Origin of the sequence: Limnohabitans sp., assembly GCF_030158565.1 — a bacterium.
Taxonomy (GTDB): domain Bacteria; phylum Pseudomonadota; class Gammaproteobacteria; order Burkholderiales; family Burkholderiaceae_C; genus Limnohabitans_A.
In genome coordinates this window covers 1-17,372 of record NZ_JAOASQ010000065.1, presented here as the reverse complement: position 1 = coordinate 17,372, position 17,372 = coordinate 1, and the positions used below count along the sequence as shown (strand labels likewise).

At 55.8% G+C, this 17,372-nt stretch carries 12 protein-coding genes and 1 pseudogene; 2 read left to right on the top strand and 11 right to left on the bottom strand.

Features of this window, described 5'->3' with window-relative positions:
- Positions 1-7 precede the first annotated feature (7 nt).
- The 11 genes from Q1W40_RS13650 to Q1W40_RS13600 all read right to left on the bottom strand — a co-directional run bounded on the left by Q1W40_RS13650 (position 8) and on the right by Q1W40_RS13600 (position 16,201).
- Positions 8-1,648 carry an alpha-glucosidase family protein gene (locus Q1W40_RS13650; RefSeq protein WP_300712980.1) on the bottom strand — a complete coding sequence of 547 codons (1,641 nt, stop codon included), beginning with the start codon at positions 1,646-1,648 and terminating at the stop codon, positions 8-10.
- 13 nt (positions 1,649-1,661) lie between these two features.
- Positions 1,662-2,498 (bottom strand): carbohydrate ABC transporter permease, encoded by an 837-nt coding sequence (locus Q1W40_RS13645; protein ID WP_300712979.1) that lies wholly within the window; start codon positions 2,496-2,498, stop codon positions 1,662-1,664.
- A complete protein-coding gene (locus tag Q1W40_RS13640) occupies positions 2,495-3,409 on the bottom strand; it encodes a sugar ABC transporter permease (RefSeq protein WP_300712978.1) in 915 nt (304 codons plus the stop codon). The genes Q1W40_RS13645 and Q1W40_RS13640 overlap by 4 nt, the downstream gene beginning before the upstream one ends.
- A 5-nt stretch (positions 3,410-3,414) precedes the next feature.
- Complete coding sequence (locus Q1W40_RS13635; RefSeq protein ID WP_300712977.1) at positions 3,415-4,671, bottom strand: ABC transporter substrate-binding protein; 1,257 nt, start codon at positions 4,669-4,671, stop codon at positions 3,415-3,417.
- A 201-nt stretch (positions 4,672-4,872) separates the two neighbouring features.
- Positions 4,873-7,305, bottom strand: coding sequence for a TonB-dependent receptor (locus tag Q1W40_RS13630; RefSeq protein ID WP_300712976.1), 2,433 nt, complete (start codon positions 7,303-7,305; stop codon positions 4,873-4,875).
- A 168-nt stretch (positions 7,306-7,473) separates the two neighbouring features.
- Positions 7,474-8,892 carry a glycoside hydrolase family 32 protein gene (locus Q1W40_RS13625; RefSeq protein ID WP_300712975.1) on the bottom strand — a complete coding sequence of 473 codons (1,419 nt, stop codon included), beginning with the start codon at positions 8,890-8,892 and terminating at the stop codon, positions 7,474-7,476.
- Between the two features lie 10 nt (positions 8,893-8,902).
- Positions 8,903-10,408 (bottom strand): tryptophan halogenase family protein, encoded by a 1,506-nt coding sequence (locus Q1W40_RS13620; RefSeq protein WP_300712974.1) that lies wholly within the window; start codon positions 10,406-10,408, stop codon positions 8,903-8,905.
- Between the two features lie 78 nt (positions 10,409-10,486).
- Positions 10,487-11,959 (bottom strand): sucrose phosphorylase, encoded by a 1,473-nt coding sequence (gtfA, locus tag Q1W40_RS13615; RefSeq protein WP_300712973.1) that lies wholly within the window; start codon positions 11,957-11,959, stop codon positions 10,487-10,489.
- Positions 11,960-12,041: 82 nt separating this feature from the next.
- Positions 12,042-13,355: an MFS transporter gene (locus tag Q1W40_RS13610; protein WP_300712972.1), complete on the bottom strand. Its 1,314-nt coding sequence runs from the start codon at positions 13,353-13,355 to the stop codon at positions 12,042-12,044.
- Between the two features lie 198 nt (positions 13,356-13,553).
- Entirely contained in the window at positions 13,554-14,786 is a 1,233-nt protein-coding gene (locus Q1W40_RS13605) for a tetratricopeptide repeat protein (protein ID WP_300712971.1), read from the bottom strand.
- A 95-nt stretch (positions 14,787-14,881) separates the two neighbouring features.
- Entirely contained in the window at positions 14,882-16,201 is a 1,320-nt protein-coding gene (locus Q1W40_RS13600; protein ID WP_366146339.1) for an MATE family efflux transporter, read from the bottom strand.
- On the opposite strand from Q1W40_RS13600, the gene Q1W40_RS15170 reads away from it, so the two are divergent.
- A complete protein-coding gene (locus Q1W40_RS15170) occupies positions 16,083-17,105 on the top strand; it encodes an energy transducer TonB (RefSeq protein WP_366146338.1) in 1,023 nt (340 codons plus the stop codon). The genes Q1W40_RS13600 and Q1W40_RS15170 overlap by 119 nt on opposite strands.
- Before the next feature lie 113 nt (positions 17,106-17,218).
- Positions 17,219-17,372: pseudogene (locus tag Q1W40_RS13590) on the top strand (MotA/TolQ/ExbB proton channel family protein); the annotation flags it as partial.

Sequence of the window (17,372 nt, the reverse complement as noted above, 5' to 3'; positions counted from 1 at the left end):
ATTCGGATCAGAGCAGCTGCACGAGCAGGCCGCCGAAGGGCTCAAAGGCCAAAGTTTTGGCAGACAAACAGCCACCAGTCAGGCCCGGAACCGGCAGGGTATGGGTGGGCACAAGCGCATCGCTCAAATGCAAGCTGGCCACCTGGTCGCTGAAGTTGAAGGCGCACAAAATCCGCTGACCTTCATGCTCGCGGACAAAGGCCATCACTTGGGGGTGCACGGGCAGCAAGGTTTGCTCACCGTGGATGAGCGCCGGCTTGGTGCGCCGCCATTTCAGCAGCTGACGGTAAAAATTCAGATGCGAATTGGCGTCCTGGTCTTGCAGGTCCACCGCCAGTGGACGATAGGCCTCGGTGAACGGCAACCAGGCCTGGGTTTGTCCATCGCCAAAGCCGATGTCAGCCGCTTGGCTGTTCCAGGGCATGGGCGTGCGGCAACCGTCGCGGCCCTTGAACTCCGGCCACATGGTGATGCCATAAGGGTCTTGCAAATCCTCAAAAGCCACATCGGCTTCGGGCAGCCCCAGCTCATCGCCCTGGTAGAGGCAAGGCGAACCCCGCAAGCACATCTGAAAGACAGCCGCCAAACGCAGCATCTGCAGATTACGCTCGGGGCCACCCCACCGCGAACCCACACGCTCTACATCGTGGTTGGCCAAGGCCCACGATGGCCAGCCACCGTTGCTTTTGTCTGCGAATTTTTGCATCAGGCCATGCAGGTACGGCGCACTGCAGTCTTTGCCCAACAAGTCAAAGCTGTAGGCCATGTGCAACTTGTCGCCACCGCTGGTGTACTCGGCCATGGTCGCGATGCTGTCGTCGGTGCCGATTTCGCCCACCATGGTGGTGTCGGGATACTGATTGAGCAATTCACGCAGTTGTTTCAAGAATCCCAGGTTTTCTGGGCGCTCCTTGTCGTAGATGTGCCGCTGCCAGCCATAAGGGTTGGCATCGCTCAAGGCCGGGTCCGCCGCAACCGTGTTGTCGCGTGGCGGGTTGCTGCGCAGCTGCTGGTCGTGAAAGTAAAAGGGCGTGGTGTCCAACCGGTAACCATCCACCCCCATCTCCAACCAGAACTGAACGGTGCCGAGGATGGCGTCCACCACTTCGGGGTTGTGGAAGTTCAGGTCGGGCTGGCTGGCCAGAAAGTTGTGCAGGTAGTACTGCTTGCGTCGCGTGTCCCATTGCCAGGAGCTGCCACCAAAAACGCTCAACCAATTGTTGGGCGGGTTGCCATCGGGCAAGGCATCGGCCCAGACGTACCAATCGGCTTTGGGGTTGTCACGCGAAGCGCGACTTTCGACAAACCAGGGGTGCTGGTCCGAGGTGTGCGAGAGCACTTGGTCGATCACCACCTTCAGCCCTTTGGTGTGTGCGGTCTGCACCAAAGTGCGGAAATCATCGAGCGTGCCAAACAGGGGATCGATGTCGCAGTAGTCGCTGACGTCGTAGCCAAAGTCCTTCATGGGACTTTTGAAAATGGGCGACAACCAGATCGCATCGGCGCCCAGTTGGGCCACATGGTCCAGCTTGGCCGTGATGCCCGGCAAGTCGCCCACGCCGTCGCTGTTGCTGTCGGCAAAAGAGCGGGGGTAGATTTGGTAAATGACGCCACCGCGCCACCATTTGTTGTTGGGTGCTTTGCTCATGTGTGTGCAGCCATCAGCCTTTGACCGCGCCCGCCGTCAAGCCGGACACGATGCGTTTTTGGAAGAAGAACACCAGCAACAACAGCGGCACGGTGACGATCACCGAGCCAGCCATGATGGTGCCCCAAGGGATTTCAAATGCCGTGGCCCCTGCAATCAGCGAGATGGCCACGGGCACGGTGCGCTCGGTGTCGCTGACGACAAAGGTCAAGGCAAACATGAATTCGTTCCAGGCCCCGATGAAGGCCAACAAGCCTGTGGACACCAATGCGGGCCACAACAGTGGCATGAAAACCTGAAAAATGATGCGCAGCGGGCCGCAACCGTCCATGATGGCGGCCTCTTCAAGCTCACCAGGTAACTCGCGCATGAAGGTGGTCAAGATCCAGACCGTAAAAGGCAATGTGAAAATGGTGTAAGGCACCACCAGGCCCAACACCTTGTTGTAAAGGCCGAGCGACTGGATCAACTCGAACATGCCCGAGAGCACGGCCACCTGAGGAAACATGGACACGCCCAGCAAGCTCACGAGCAGCAAGCCTTTGCCTTTGAAACGAATACGGCCCAAGGCATAAGCGGCTGTGATGCCCATCAACATGGCAAATGCCACCGTTAGAAAGCACACAACGATTGAATTGACCAGGCTTTTGCCGAAGGGCTGGACGCCTTCAAACAATGCGCGGTAATTGCGCAGATCGGCATTGCTGGGCAAGAGGTCTGCGGTGAACAAGGCATTGCCGGTTTTGAGCGATGTCGAGATCGCATACACAAACGGGTAAAGCGACAAGATGACGACGACGGCCGAGATCAGGTACAGCAGGACCGTGGCCAATGTGGAGCGTTGCTTCATGGGTTGTCCTCAGCCAATTTCACACGGGTCAGGCGCAAGAAGATCACCGCAGTCAGCATGATGATCAGGAACAAGGAGGTGGAGGCGGCAGAGCCAAAACCCATGTTGCCGTACTCCACCATTTCACGGCGCACAAAGCCCGACATGCTGATGGTGCTGCTACCGTTGGAGGTCAGCACATAAATCAGGTCAAACACGCGCAGCGAGTCGAGCAAGCGGAACACGATGGCCACCATCAAGGGCTGGCGGATCAAGGGCAAGGTGATGCGCCAGAACACGCGCAGCGGGTGCACGCCATCGACGCGGGCCGCTTCGTAACAGTCTTTGGGCACGGTTTGCAGTGCGGCCAAGACCAAGAGTGCCATGAAGGGCGTAGTTTTCCACACGTCCACCAGCACCACGGTCCACAAGGCATAGCTGGGCTCAGCAGTCCAGGCGATCTTGCTGCCGATCAACCCGGCATTCAAAAGCAAGGTGTTGATCACACCAAACTGGTCATTGAGCATCCAGCCCCACATCTTGGCCGACACGATGGTCGGGATCGCCCAAGGCACCAGCACAGCAGTGCGCACCAGTGCACGGCCTTTGAAGTCCTGGTTGAGCAGCAAAGCCACACCCAGTCCCGTGAGGGTTTCCAGAACAACCGAGACCACCGCAAAGCCAAAGGTGTTGCGGATGGAAATTCCCCAGTCGCCTGACCAAAAGCCTTCTTCATCGTTGGGATTGAAAAACAGGCCGTATTCACCGAAGTAGTTTTCCAGACCGACCCATTGGCCCGCAGAAATGTCGTTGATGTTGGTATCGGTAAAACTGAACCAAATGGATCGGGCCAATGGCCAGACCGCCACGATCAGCATGAGCACGATCATGGGGGTCAAAAACAGCCAGGCCGTGCGTGTTCTTGAATGCATGGATTTCACCAGTGTTTGCGACGAATTTTCTTGAGGCGCTGCTCCAGCCGTTTCACAGCCTCTTCGCCTGTGGCACGCTTGGACAGGACTTCATGCGCAGCGCTGAAAACGCTTTGACTGACTTGCGGGTACTTCAGGCCCGTCAATGTGGCCGGTCTGGCCACACTGTTGGCAAACACATCCGACAAATTAGCCATGAACGCATTGGCGGCGATCACATCCTTGTCTTTGTAAAGCTCAGGTAGCGTCGGGTTCAGGGAGTTGCCGATGGCTCTGGCCTTTTGCACTTTGGCGCTGGTCATGTACATCACCAGATCGGCCGCCTCTGCCGGGTGTTGGCTGTATTTGGACACCGCCAATTGCCAACCACCCAAGGCCGCAGTGCTGGGCTGCCCGGGCAATTTGGCAATGCCCACTTTGCCTTTGACGGGACTGTCGTCTTTTTCCATCAAGGCCCAGGCATAGGGCCAATTGCGCATGAACAAGGCGTTGGCATTTTGAAAGACGCCTCGCGCCTCTTCTTCTTCGTAATTCAGAACCCCGATGGGCGAGATGGTGCCGATCCAGGACGCCGCCAGATCCAAGGCTTTGGCCGCTTGTGGGTTGTTGATGGTGATGGTGCCATCGGCATCCATGATCGTGCCACCGCCATGACCGCCCACCAACTCGAGGGTGAAGCAGGTCAGTGCTTCATAGGCCTTGCCTTGAAAAACAAAGCCGTGGAAATCTTGACGTCCTTTGTGGCGCTCAGCCGTCTGAATTTTTTGTGCCATGCGGGTCAGCTCAGCCCATGTGGTGGGGACGGCTTCCCCATACTGGGCCAGCAGGTCTTTGCGGTAATACAAGAGCCCCGAATCGGTGAACCATGGCATGGCCAGCAAACGTCCGTTGACGGTGTTGTTGGCCACCATGGCTGGAAAATGCTGGTTTTCCCAGCCCTTGCTGTAGGGCTTGAGGTCGGTCAAGTGGTCTTTCAAAATACCTGGCCAAGTGCCATCCACGATCAGCACATCCACATCGCTGGACTTGGCGGCGAACAACTGGCGGTACAGCGCAATCTTTTCTCCAAAACCACCTGGTGGTGAAAAATTGCGGACGGTGTTGCCCGTTTTGGCAGCCCAGGCCTGGGCATGCTTGAGGCAAAACTCGACATCGCTGCCACCCGGGCCGCAAGTGATGGTGACCTCAACAGCCTGCGCCGGTGCACTCATGCCCAGCCACACGCTCAGGGTGATCAACCAAAATGCAAAAGAGAATTTCATGCGCGCTTCGTCCTTGATGCCATCAACATGGCCGTGCAAGACAAAATTAGGAAATATCTGAGGCAAGAGCTTGCCTGAAAAAAATTGGCCGGCGACATTCGCATGTCGTCGGCCGGTTCAAGTGACAGAGTGCACACCTGAACATGTTTCCGCAGAAACAGCAGACCGCGTCCCTGACGTCGGCCTGCTTGGCAAGTTGGATTAGAACTTGTACTTCACAGTGGCACTGATGGTGCGACCGGTTTCAACACCAGCACCATACACGTTGCCGCTGATCAGGCCAGCTGTGCTCGATGGGTACAGTTTGTTGAACAGGTTGTTCACGTTCAAAGAACCAATGACGCCGTTGCCGAAGTTGTGGTTCACGAAAGCACTCACGATGTAATGGCCATTCACCGATGACGTATTGGCATCGTTCAGGTACATCTTGCCAACACCACGTGCTGTTGCACCGATCACAGTGTCACCCAAGGTGTAGCGTGGGGAAATGGTGTAGCGCCACTTTGTAGAACCAGCAGGTGTTTTACCGATATAGGTGTTGCTCGCGGTGTTTTTGGTGAACGATTCATCGCTGTACACAGCGTTGGCGTTCAGAGCAAAGTTGCCAATGGAGTAGCCCGATTCGAATTCAACACCGTCAGCCTTGTAGCCCAGCTCGCGCAGGTAAGGACCATCACGCTGGATGTTGCGGGTTGGATCGTAGTCAAACTCTTTGGTCGTGGAGTGGAAGTAAGTTGCAGACAAAGCGTAACGACCGCCACCCACATTGCCACGGGTCTTCGTACCAAATTCAAGCTGCGCAACAGGTGCCACAGCGATGTCACCCGCGCCAGCAGCCAGACCACCCATGGCGTTGAAGTTGTTCGACGTGGTCAACAGACGGTCAGAAATGGCGCGGTGGCCCAAGCTGTAGCGGCCGAAGACGCTCAGGTCTTTGTTGACGCGGTAGTTGGCACCTGCAGAATAGTTGTTGTAGCTGACCTTGTAGTCAGCCAAGATACGGTTAGTGGCCATCGTGGTTGACAAGCCATTCACAGTCGGACCGGCTGCACCCACATCAGCATAGCCGTAGCCACGGAAGTGCTCATTACGGATACCGGCATCCAAATCCCAGTTGCCGGTTTCGAGGTTCAGACCCAAGTAAGGAGCAGTTGTGGTGAACTGTTCATTGATGTTCTTGGCACTGTCAGCACCCCAGCTGTTGTTGTAGCCGGTCAAACCTTGGTTGGTCAATGCAGCGTTTTGAGCGTTGAAAACGTCAATCACAGCACCGTTGTATGCGGCTTCAACCACGCGTGTGCTGATGCTCCATTTCTGAACCACGTTCTGGCGCGAGTAGAACAGACCAGTCTTGGCGTTCAGTTTGTTGCCATTGCCCAAGTCAAATGCTTTGCTGACTGAGAAGTCGTTGACAAAGTTGCCCATGTCAGGTGTTTGCACGTTGATTGCGCCACCTGTCGAGACCAAGCCAGAAGCCAAGTTTGCATCTGTCACAACTTGACCCGCTTTAGGACCGTTCAAGTACTTCGCGTACGAGGCTCCTGTGATGCCACCAAGAGCACTGCTCAATGTCTTGACATCCCAGAATTGAGTCTGGAAAGCACCTGCGTTTTGCGACACGCGGAACTTGTTGTCCACCGTGAAGCCGTTGTTCAACTCATTGTGGAACTCAAAGCCAACCGATTTGGACTTCGAGGTGATGCCATTCGTCAAAGACGATTGAGAAATCTGACCGGTCACAGGGTCCATCGCGGGGAACGAGCTGTTGAACTTCGAATACTGCGAGTCATACAGGCCATTGAAACCGCGTGCATTACCGAATCCAGACAAAACACCATTGCTCGATGTTGCTGTCAAGAATGTCTGTGGCGTTGTGGGAGCAGTCTCGTCCAATGCCTTGAGGTTCAATCGGATGTAGCCTTTGGTGCCGTTGAATTCTTTGGTCACATTGGCCTTGATCTGGTAGCCATGCAAAGCACCAGGAGCTGCCTGACGAGCACCTTCACCGTCACGGAAGTAGCCACCAACGTGGTAGTACATGTCGGTACCAATGCGGCCGCCCACATCACCATCCACACGGGTTTCATTGAAGTTCAAACCCTTGGTCAGACCAATCGAGCCGCCTGCTTCTTTACCGGTTTTGCTCATGTAGTTGATCACAGCGCCTGGGGCGTGCGATGCATACACGGATGAAGAGCCACCACGCAGCGTTTGAATGCTGTCAACGTTGTTGTCAAAACGTGTCCAATAATCGTTGTTCGAGAACATCATGTCACCGAACTGAACGGTGGGCAGACCGTCTTCCTGGATCTGGACGTATTTGGAGCCGCCAGAAGAAATTGGCAGACCGCGAACGGAGATGTTGGCGTTACCGCCTGGGCCTGCTGTGGCTTCCGTACGGATACCAGGGATCAGCAACAACACTTCGGATTCGGTGCGGGCGCCGAAATCTTTGATGGCATCACCATCCACGTCGGTCACAGAAACCGAGCTGCGCATTTTGGATTTGGCGGTCGAAGAGCTGGTCACAACCACTTCGTCGAGCTTCAGGCTTTCTTGGGCCTGTGCGGCGCCAGCTTGCAGCAAAGCTGCCACAGCAAATGCTACAGGGGTGTAGCTGGGGATCTTTTTCATCGTATCTCCTGGTGTTAATGAATGGACTAGTCGAATCGTCCAACTAGACATGTGAATTAAAGCCCGATTGCAATCGATTGCAATTTGGTAAAAACCCTAGGCTGTTGCGGAAATATGACGGTTTTGTTGGTTACAAATCAGTTTCGTTTCCGACTGAAATGCTTTTGTTTACAGGCCAGAGAAGCTCATCGTCAAATTCCCCTGCACAAACACAGCTGTCCAAGGCGAATCAGGAAAAACGAGGCTTGTGATGGACGTCAAACCTTGATCAGCAATCGTTTCCATTGAGATGGCATCGACGTAAACCGCCACTTCGCACGTTTCAGAATAGCTCAGTCGCGGTGCCCGATGCGCTACCGCAAACTCAGGCGTCACACACTTGGACTGAGACTGACTTCGGTCAACTTCGTAGAGGGCTTTTTCCGGATCAAAACTCAACCGCCACTGCTGACCGTCCTCATTTTGCAATTGCACAAACCACGATGAACGCGCATCAGCAAGAATATTCAGTCGAAAGCCCGATTGCGCAGCCTTCAACCATGCGCTCAGTTCCGGGTGATTGTTTTCACCTTGCTCTCCATACGACAGAGGGTGAAAGGCTTGCGCCACTTCAGCCGCCACGGGCGAACACAAGTATGTTTGGCCCCCCACATCCTGCAATTGCAAATCACGCGGCAAGGTCATGACGCCTCGCCCTGGCGCCGCCGGAACCTGGTGCGCATACTGCCAATTGCTCATCCAGGCGATGAAAAGGCATCGCCCGGGTGTATTGCTCCAAGTCACCCCAGCGTAGTTGTCTGCACCCCAATCGACCCATCGGGTATCGGTATGCTCAGGCGTGAAGGTCACCCCATCAAAGTCACCGACAAAATACTGCGTCGCAGAGCCGCCTTGCGGACCGCCTGGATTGAGGCTGACCAAAAGCACCCAGCGCTCACGGCCATTCAAGGACAAGGCCACGAGGTCAGGGCATTCCCAAACACCGCCATGTGCGCCTGCACTGTGACCAAAGTTGCTGAGCCAGCGCCACGACTTGAGGTCTGTGGAAGCGTAAAAAGCAATGTGGTCACCACAAGCCAGACTCATCACCCAACGCGAAGATGCCGCGTGCCAGAACACCTTGGGGTCGCGAAAGTCCTTCAAACCCGGATTGCTGATGACAGGATTGCCAGCATATTTTTGCCAAGTCAAGCCTGCATCCACGCTGTAGGCCAGGCTTTGTTGCTGCAGTGCACGCCCTGGCTCTGCTGAGTCAGGAAGGCTGTGAGTGAACACAGCCACCAAAGGCGCTTGCCCTGCAGGGGACAGGCCTGAAGTATTGTGTGCATCGAATACGGCACTGCCCGAGAAGATCATCCCCAGATCATCGGGCTCTAACGCGACCTCATGCTCCTGCCAATGAAGCAGATCTGTGCTGGTGGCGTGACCCCAGTGCATGGGCCCCCACTCCGTGCTGTAGGGGTGGTACTGGTAAAACAGGTGATAAACACCCTCGTGACAAACAAGCCCATTGGGATCGTTCATCCAATGGGCTTGCGGCGTGAAATGGTAGGCTGGCCGAGCGTGCTTTTCGGTTTCTTTTTTCATGCCTTGACAATCATTGCGCCGCGCAGTGACGTCGAATGAAGGCCATGTGCGTGGGCATGGCGTCTGCAGCCGCATTCATGGCCTTGCGCAGTTGCTTGAGTGTGCTGTCACCGTCCACACGGCGGTGATCCACAAGCGGGTCATGGCGTTCGGGCATGTTGAGCTGCCCCAGTTGAACAGCCAACCAGCTGGAGGGCCCGAACAAGTCATAGCCATCGGTCACGATGCGGCCATAGCGCTTGAAGTGCGTCATCTTGTGCTGCAGCGAATCCGGAATGCTCATGGCGGAGGTGTAGCGCCACAAAGGCGAATCTTCGCGTGTCGTGAGCTTGTAATGCAGGATCAGGAAATCACGGATGCGTTCAAATTCTGCATTGCCCAAGCGGTTGTATTCATCTGCAATGATCGGATCGAAATCACGATCTGGGAAAAAGGCCAACAATTTGGAAATACCCGATTGCACCAGGTGCAAACTGGTGGACTCCAAGGGCTCCATGAAACCGCTGGACAGACCCAGTGCAACAACGTTTTTGTTCCAGAATTTTTTGCGTCGACCCGTGGTGAATCGCAAGGGACGAGGATCGGCCAAGGCCTTGCCATCCAGACGCTGCAAGAGCAGAGATGCGGCCTCGTCTTCGCTCATGAATTGGCTGCAGAACACATAGCCATTGCCAATGCGGTGCTGCAAAGGGATGCGCCATTGCCAGCCGGCTTCACGGGCCGTGGCACGCGTATAGGGCAAAGGATCGCCTGCCGACTCGCAGGGCACCGCCATCGCGCGGTCACAGGGCAACCAGTGACTCCAATCTTCGTAGCCCGTCTGCAAGGCTTCTTCAATCAAGAGGCCACGAAAGCCAGAGCAATCGATGAACAAGTCACCCACAATTTCTCGGCCGTCGGTCAGCCGCACCTTCTCGACAAAGCCATCGCCGTCGCGCAATCCGACATGAACGATCTTGCCCTCGAGACGCTTGACACCACGTTTTTCAGAGACTTCACGCAGGTATTTGGCATAAAGGCCTGCATCGAAGTGGTACGCGTAGTCGTACATCGATGTGACCTGCCGAGGATCTTGGCTGGGACGATCAAACTTGCCACGGCTGGCTGCGGCCCAGGCCATGGAATATTCGTCGATGGTCGGCATCTCTTGATACTGGCGGCTTTTGAGCCAGAACTGGTGCAAGGGCGAATAGTCAAACTGCACACCATGCGGGCCGAACTGGTGAAAGTAGCTGTGGCCTTGTTTGGCCCAGTCAATGAACTGGATGCCCAGCTTGAAGGTGCCTTGCGTTCGCCGCATGAATTCGGCTTCGTCCAGGCCCATCGTGCGGTTGAGTGTTTTGATGGGCGGAATGGTGGCCTCGCCCACACCGACGGTGCCAATTTCGTCGGACTCAATCAAAGTGATCTGACAGCCTTGAGTCAACGCATTGGACAGCGAGGCTGCTGCCATCCATCCAGCAGAGCCGCCTCCAACAATGACGATGTTTCGGATCTGACGATTGCTGTTTTCCATGCTTAGCTCCATTGGGACAAAAAGCCGGTCATGTCGCTGACCGGCTTGATTGCTTGATTTTTTGAGTCCGATACTTTTTCAACGCAATTCAAATTGCTGCTCACCCGTTGGCGAACTGAAATGGATCACGCCCGACTTCGCCTTCAAATCCACCACCAAACGAATGGCATCAGCGCCCTGAGTCCAAGACAGCGTCAACGCATGTTCGGCATCAGCGGCATGGCTGAATTGACCATTGAATGCCGGGTGCTCATTGCGCAGACGGATCAAATCCAGCAGACGTGCCACCACCGGTTTCTGAATCGCTTGCAAGACTTCATCGCGTGGGTAGTAGTGGCGATTGATGTCTCGGCCCACTTTGGTTTCAGCCAGCAGCGCCATGTCGTTCTCGCCCGCCAGAAGGCCCACGTAATAGACCTGAGGGATGCCCGGCACAAAAAACTGAATGGCGCGCCCGATCAGGTAGGCGGCTTCATTGCGACCCATGGCATCAAAGAACGTGCAGTTGACCTGGTACAGATCCAGATTGGACGCGGCTGCACCTGTGGCCTGACGGCTTTGCCCTTGTGAATTGCGGTGCATGCGCTCCACCAATTCATCCAGCTCATTCGGAGGCACCAAGCCTGGGTTGTTGGCACGATCTGCCGCATCTGCGCCGATGTCGATGATGCCGATGCCGTCGTGCGTGTCGAGCACGGTGATGGCGTTGTTGGGGCGTTGGTCCAGCCAGGCACGCAGCGGCGCACTGCGGCCGAATTCCAGCGCATGCAACACCAAAGGTGGCAAGGCAAAGTCGTACACCCAATCGACCTGCTTGGCGATTTCCATCTGCCGCTTGTAGTACGAATGGATTTCCACCAGCACTTCCAGGCCCAATTCCCGACCCCGTTGCGCAAAGGCTTTGATGAAATCAAACGTCTCGGGCATCATGAAGCAGTTGGCACCGGCCTTCTTGATGGCATAGCCCACAGCATCCAGTCGCACCATGGTCACACCGCTTTGCGAGAGCTTTTGCAAGATCGATTCCAAATAGGCTTTGCCTGCTGGTGTGTGCACATCGATGTCGATTTGCTGGGGTGTGAAGGTGGTCCACAGCAAACGACGCTCGCCGTTGGCCAAGGTGGTGACCGTGAACGGCATACCGGGACGTGGACGGTACACGGCCAGCAAGTCTTGCTCGGTTGCCCCATTTGGAAACACCGACTCCATGGTCAGGAACAAGCCGTCGAATGCCGATGCACTGCCTTTTTCCGAGTAATCCATGAACTGAGGAGACTCGGATGACATGTGGTTGACGATCACATCAGCCATCACATCTGCGCTGTGCGTCAGTTGCTTGATGTCATGCCAGCTTCCAAGACGTTCATCCACGCGGGTGTGGTCAATCGGATCGAATCCGGCATCTGCGCCATCGATTTTGTGAAAGAAGGGCAGCAGATGCACGCCACCAAACACGCCTTTCAAAGGCCCATCCAGCAACTCCTGAAGTTGCGGGATTGTCGATCCTCCGAATCGGTCGACATAAGTGATCAGTTGAACCTTGTTTTTCATTTTTTCATCATTCACGGAACATATTCGAAGATGCACTTGCACCTTTTTTGAGACACCAGCTCTCACCGACGATCAAGAACTTTCAATCTGGAACTTTCACGCGCAAAGTGGCCAGCGCAGCGCACACCATCAACACGCCGGACATCATCAGCACATTGCGCGGGTCACCCGCAAACACCGTGTCGTAAAGCTGGCTGACGATCAAGCCACCCAACAACAATGGAATCACGATGAACATGTTGAAAATGCCCATGTACACCCCCGTGCGTTCAGGCGGCACACTGCGTGCCAACATGACATAGGGATTGCCCATGATGCTGGCCCAACCCAAACCCACCCCCACGGCCGGCAAGAAGAGCCAGGCCTGGGTTTGAATTTGGGGTATGCACCACATGCCCATGCCGGACAACACCAAGCACAGTGCATGCACTTTGGGTGCGCCATACCGTTTGGTGTAGCCCACCATCAACAAGGCTGTCACAAAGGACACCGCGTTATAGAAACCACCGATTTGTCCATTGACCAAAACAGCATCGCGAAAGCCAGTGGATGTGGGGTCCGAGGTGTCGAACAAACTGCGGGCAATGGAGTACGAAACGTACTGCCAATACCAGCCCATGGCCATCCACTGGAACAATTTCATCCAGGCCATTTGCCGCATGGGCACAGGCATTTCACGGATCGCGTCCCATATTTCCTTCAATGTGGCGACCAAGCCTTGTTTTTGACTCTCTATTCGTTTTTTATCTTCTGCCGACAGTGGCAACTCAGGCACACGCCAAATGGACCAAAAGATGGTGGTCACGGAAATCACACCACCAATCAAAAATGAGGCCAGTGTGATCTGCGGGATATGGTTGTCACCCACCGCGTCTTTGTTCATGCCAAACCACACCAAAATGGATGGCATCAAGTACGCCAGTGTTTGCGCCAAACCTGTGAAGGCGCTTTGGATGATGTAACCCGCTGCATGCTGGTCTTTGGGCAGTCGATCACCCACATAGGCACGGTAGGGCTCCATGGTCACGTTGTTGGCTGCATCCAAAATCCAAAGCAAGGAGGCGGCCATCCACAACGCCGAGCTGTAGGGCATGGCAAACAAACTGAGCGAGCAAAGGATCGCGCCAATCAAAAAATACGGGGTACGCCGTCCGTACCGAGAGGTGGTGCGGTCACTCATGGCCCCGACGATGGGCTGCACAAGAAGGCCTGTGATCGGCCCCGCCAGGCTCAACAAGGGCAACTCGGCCTCATTCGCCCCCAGATAACTGTAAATGGGACCCATGCTGCTTTGCTGCAAGCCAAAGCTGAATTGCAGGCCCAAAAAGCCGATGTTCATTTGAACGATCTGTGAGATCGACAGACGAGGCGGCGATGCGTGTGAAAGTGGATTCATGTGGCTGCGTCACATGTGCAAACGGATGCACAGTTGATGGAATTGCTGCAATTTATCCGACTTTGCAATCGATTGCAATAGGGTTTCTACTCGGTCCAAGATCGCCATCACCACAGCATCAAATCAAAACGGCGCACAGGCTCTCAAACCTGTGCGCCGTGAGGCACGGTTGCAATGAAATGGTGATCGTGTTTCCGCTCAGCGGGCCAAAATGCCCCACAAATGAGCGATCTCGGACCACGCCGCATCGCCCTGAATGGCCGCCAATTGCTGTCGTGCAGACTCTTTCTGTCCCAACTGGAACAAGCTGATGGCATCGTGCAATCGCAAATCGTTTTCACGCCGCGAACCACCCAATTCCAGGGCCTTGGCATAGGCGGTGTGTGCAGCCGTCCAGTTTTGCTGAGAGAAGTACACATCGGCCACAGCAGTCCAGGTCACCGCGTCTTTGGCTGATTTTTCCAATTGAGCAAACCCCTTGGCATCTTCCTGGGTCTTTTTAAGCGCATCAGCACGCAACTTGGTCTGCGCTGGCGCATCTGCGCCCTTGCCCAAAATGCCTTGCTCAAAGCCTTTGTTCAGTACACGCAAGGCCTCGGCAGGCAGACCAGCCTTGATCGCCAAATTGGCCATTTCGGTGTATTCATCCACCTCTTCCATGTTGCCTGTTTGCTCCAGCAGGCGGTACAGATTGAGTTCCTGACGTGAATTGAGGCCGGGCTGCTGGGCCATGCGCGCGATCACTTCCGCCCAATAGGCTTTGGAGGGGTAGTCACTGACCAAGCGCTTGAGCGTGCGCGTATAACCTGCATCGTCCTTGAGTTGGCGGTAACTGATGGCCATCAGACGCAGATCCTGCTCTGGCGTCTTTTGTCCCGCAGCCGCATCCAGCCGCATCTTTTCCTGGACTTCTTGCAACACTTGCTTGTGTTCGCCCATGACAGACAAAGTCTGAATCATGGCCAAGCGAATGCCCGGGTTGGTCCCGCCTTCTTGCAGGTATTGACGCCCCCACTTGACGGCACGGGCGTTGTCTTTCTTTTGCAAGCTGGCGTTCATCAGGGACTCCAGCATGGAGCGCTTATCTGTCTGCGGCACATCCGATGAGTTCACCAAATATTCCAGCGACTCGATGGCCAAGTCCCAGTTCTTGCTGCGCACTGCCGCAGCCGCTTGCGTTCGCATGACGAAGGCACGCTCCACCGGCGTGAGCTGGTTCACCGACAGCGCTTCTCGTGTCAGGTTCAGCGCCTGATCCGTTTGGTTGTTTTTGAGTGCCTCTTGCGCGGCCGTCAAGGGCTTGTGCACTTCGGCGCGCAATGTGGCGGGGGCAGTGGCTTGCGCATGAACTGACGCCATGCAGAACAACAAACCCGTCAAAAGAATCAATTGGTTGGCCCAGTGGGCTTGGCTTGAGCGCTGTTTTTTCATGGAAATTTTCTCCTCGCGTGATTGTGATCAGAATTCGATGCGGCGGGTGCCCGTCAGTGAATTTGGTAACCCGATTGAAACCTCAAGAGGCATGCTCAGGGCTGACGAAATCGCTGATCACGCAAGCGGGCATGGGTGGTCTTCGCATGCGGCAACCAGCCCAAACTGAGCCATCTGCGCCACATCAGCATGCCCCGAATCCATTCATCTGCGGCATAGGCCACCCATACGCCCGCCAGGCCCCACTGGAAATGGACACCGAGCAACCAGCTGCCCCCAGCCAGCACGATGGCCATGGATCCCGCGCCAGCGTAAAAGGGATACCGAGAATCCCCCGTGGCGCGAAGCGCTGCAATCACGATCAAATTGAACGTGCGGCCCGTTTCCAAAAGAATGGACAACCAAAGCAGCTTGACACCGTCTTCAATGATCTTCGGATCCTGAGTCAGAAAGCTCAGCAACCAAGGCGCCCCCAGAGCCATCGCACAAGCGACCAGCAAGGTGATGAAAAAGCCCATTTTTTGCGCACGTCTGACCAGCTCATGCGCTTGCCGCAGTTGCCTGGCCCCGACCATGTGGCCCACCAGCATTTCGACCGTGATGCCGATCGCTGCGCCACTGATCAAGATCCACATGTTGAACTGCAACACATAGGCTTGCGTGGCCAGTGCCTGGGTGCCCATGACGCCGACTGCAGCCACACTGCACATGAAAGCCAGCTCCCACGCCATGTTTTCAGCGGCCCCAGGCAAGCCAATGTGCAGCACGGGCCACAGTCGAGTCTTCTCTACACGCCACCAATCTGCCCAACGGGGTCGCAAGTCCAGTCGCTTGCGCCACAGCCACAGATGCAAGGCCATGCCGACCCCGCGACTGACGACCAAGGCCACCGCAAACCCTGTCAAGCCCAACGCGGGAATGGAACCCCAGCCCCTCATCAGCGGCCAAGCCATCAACACATGGCACAAATGCATAAGTACCACCACCAGCAAGGTGTCTCGGTTGCGCAAATGGGCGCGCATGACACTGGCCATGCAGGCGTTCCAAGCATCCAGGAGCAGGGCAAGCGCCAGGGCTTGCAACAGGGGCACGGCCAACACCTCCACATCGGCGGGCGCATTGAGCAAGCTGACCAGCACCGCCGCACCGAAACCCGCGCACAGGGCCACCAGTCCGCCCATCCAAGTGCCCCACGCCAATGCAGCACGGGCAATGCGGTCAGCTTCGCGCCGATCACCTGCCCCCAGGTTTTGCGAAATGACCACGCTCACACCAGCGCCCACAAGACGAAACACCATGAACAAGAAACCAAAGACATGGTTGGTCAATGCAAAACTACCGCCTGCAGCATCCGAGATGCGCGCCGCCCAGATGGTTCCCGCCAAGCCGACGACAAGTCCCAAAGACAATTCCACCAGCAGGGGCAGGACCAGCGTAGCTACGGCGGGACGTTGGAAGTTGGAAGGTGAATTCAATGCAGGCATCCGGTTCAGGCAAGCAGCGATTGTCATGGGCATTCATGTCCACTTGACCGCCCGTTGGATTCATTCGGGTTACAGCACATTCACACCCCGCATTGCCGCTCTGTGGATACCGAGGCTGAGTACACACCCAACTACAATCAATGCCCGCAGCACTCCGGTCGGTGCTGACCTGACTCGGAGGACAAAGCACATGGACGATTACGCCAGTCGGCAAAGAAAACCGAGCAAGCACTTGTTGGGATTTGGCCTGGTGGTGGTTTTGCATCTTTTGCTTTTCTGGGCCATCAATTCCGGTTTGGCCCGTGCTTTTGTAAAAAAAATCAAAGGGCCTGTCGAAGCCGTTTTGCTGGAAGAAACCAAGCCCGACATTCCGCCCCCGCCGCCGCCTCCTCCGCCGCCTAAAGCATCCACGCCCCCACCGCCAGCTTATATACCGCCCGTCGAGGTGGCTGTTGCGCCCAGTGCGCCATCGGTCAATGCCATTGCAGCGGTTGCCGCAACACCACTACCGCCCGCACCACCGACACCCCCTGCACCTGTCGTCAAGGCAGAACCTGTGAGAACAGGCGCGGTGGTCAACTCAGCCAACTGTGAAAAGCCCGAATACCCCAGCGCATCACGTCGCATGGAAGAAGAAGGCACGGTGAGTCTGCGATTTCTGATCGGGCCCGACGGAAAAGTGCTCCAGTCAGAAATCGACAAATCTTCCGGTTACAAGCGACTGGATGAAGCCGCTCGCGCAGGCTTGTCACGCTGTCAATTCAAGCCCGCGACGGTGGACGGCAAACCTGAACAGGCTTGGGCCAGCATGAAATACACCTGGCGTCTGGAATGACGCAAACCGTTCAATCTTTCAAACACCTTCAAGAATTTTCAGAGGAGACCCTCACCATGTTCAAAACCAATATCAAACACATCACCATCGCCAGCATTTGGGCCAGCTTGCTGATGGCGGGCTCAGTCATGGCGCAAGCTGCAGATGCCGCCGCCACGGCCGTTGTTGAAGAAAACCCCTACGGCTTGTCCGCGCTGTGGGGCCAAGGTGACGCCGTGGCCAAAGGCACGCTGCTGATCCTGGTGCTCATGAGCATGGGCTCTTGGT

Bases quoted from the DNA above. Each gene is read 5' to 3' on its own strand.
- Q1W40_RS13630 (WP_300712976.1), bottom strand. From the start codon at position 7,305: ATGAAAAAGATCCCCAGCTACACCCCTGTAGCATTTGCTGTGGCAGCT.
- Q1W40_RS13635 (WP_300712977.1), bottom strand. From the start codon at position 4,671: ATGAAATTCTCTTTTGCATTTTGGTTGATCACCCTGAGCGTGTGGCTG.
- gtfA (WP_300712973.1), bottom strand. From the start codon at position 11,959: ATGAAAAACAAGGTTCAACTGATCACTTATGTCGACCGATTCGGAGGA.
- Q1W40_RS13605 (WP_300712971.1), bottom strand. From the start codon at position 14,786: ATGAAAAAACAGCGCTCAAGCCAAGCCCACTGGGCCAACCAATTGATT.
- Q1W40_RS15170 (WP_366146338.1), top strand. From the start codon at position 16,083: ATGAACAAGAAACCAAAGACATGGTTGGTCAATGCAAAACTACCGCCT.
- Q1W40_RS13650 (WP_300712980.1), bottom strand. From the start codon at position 1,648: ATGAGCAAAGCACCCAACAACAAATGGTGGCGCGGTGGCGTCATTTAC.
- Q1W40_RS13610 (WP_300712972.1), bottom strand. From the start codon at position 13,355: ATGAATCCACTTTCACACGCATCGCCGCCTCGTCTGTCGATCTCACAG.
- Q1W40_RS13645 (WP_300712979.1), bottom strand. From the start codon at position 2,498: ATGAAGCAACGCTCCACATTGGCCACGGTCCTGCTGTACCTGATCTCG.
- Q1W40_RS13625 (WP_300712975.1), bottom strand. From the start codon at position 8,892: ATGAAAAAAGAAACCGAAAAGCACGCTCGGCCAGCCTACCATTTCACG.
- Q1W40_RS13620 (WP_300712974.1), bottom strand. From the start codon at position 10,408: ATGGAAAACAGCAATCGTCAGATCCGAAACATCGTCATTGTTGGAGGC.
- Q1W40_RS13640 (WP_300712978.1), bottom strand. From the start codon at position 3,409: ATGCATTCAAGAACACGCACGGCCTGGCTGTTTTTGACCCCCATGATC.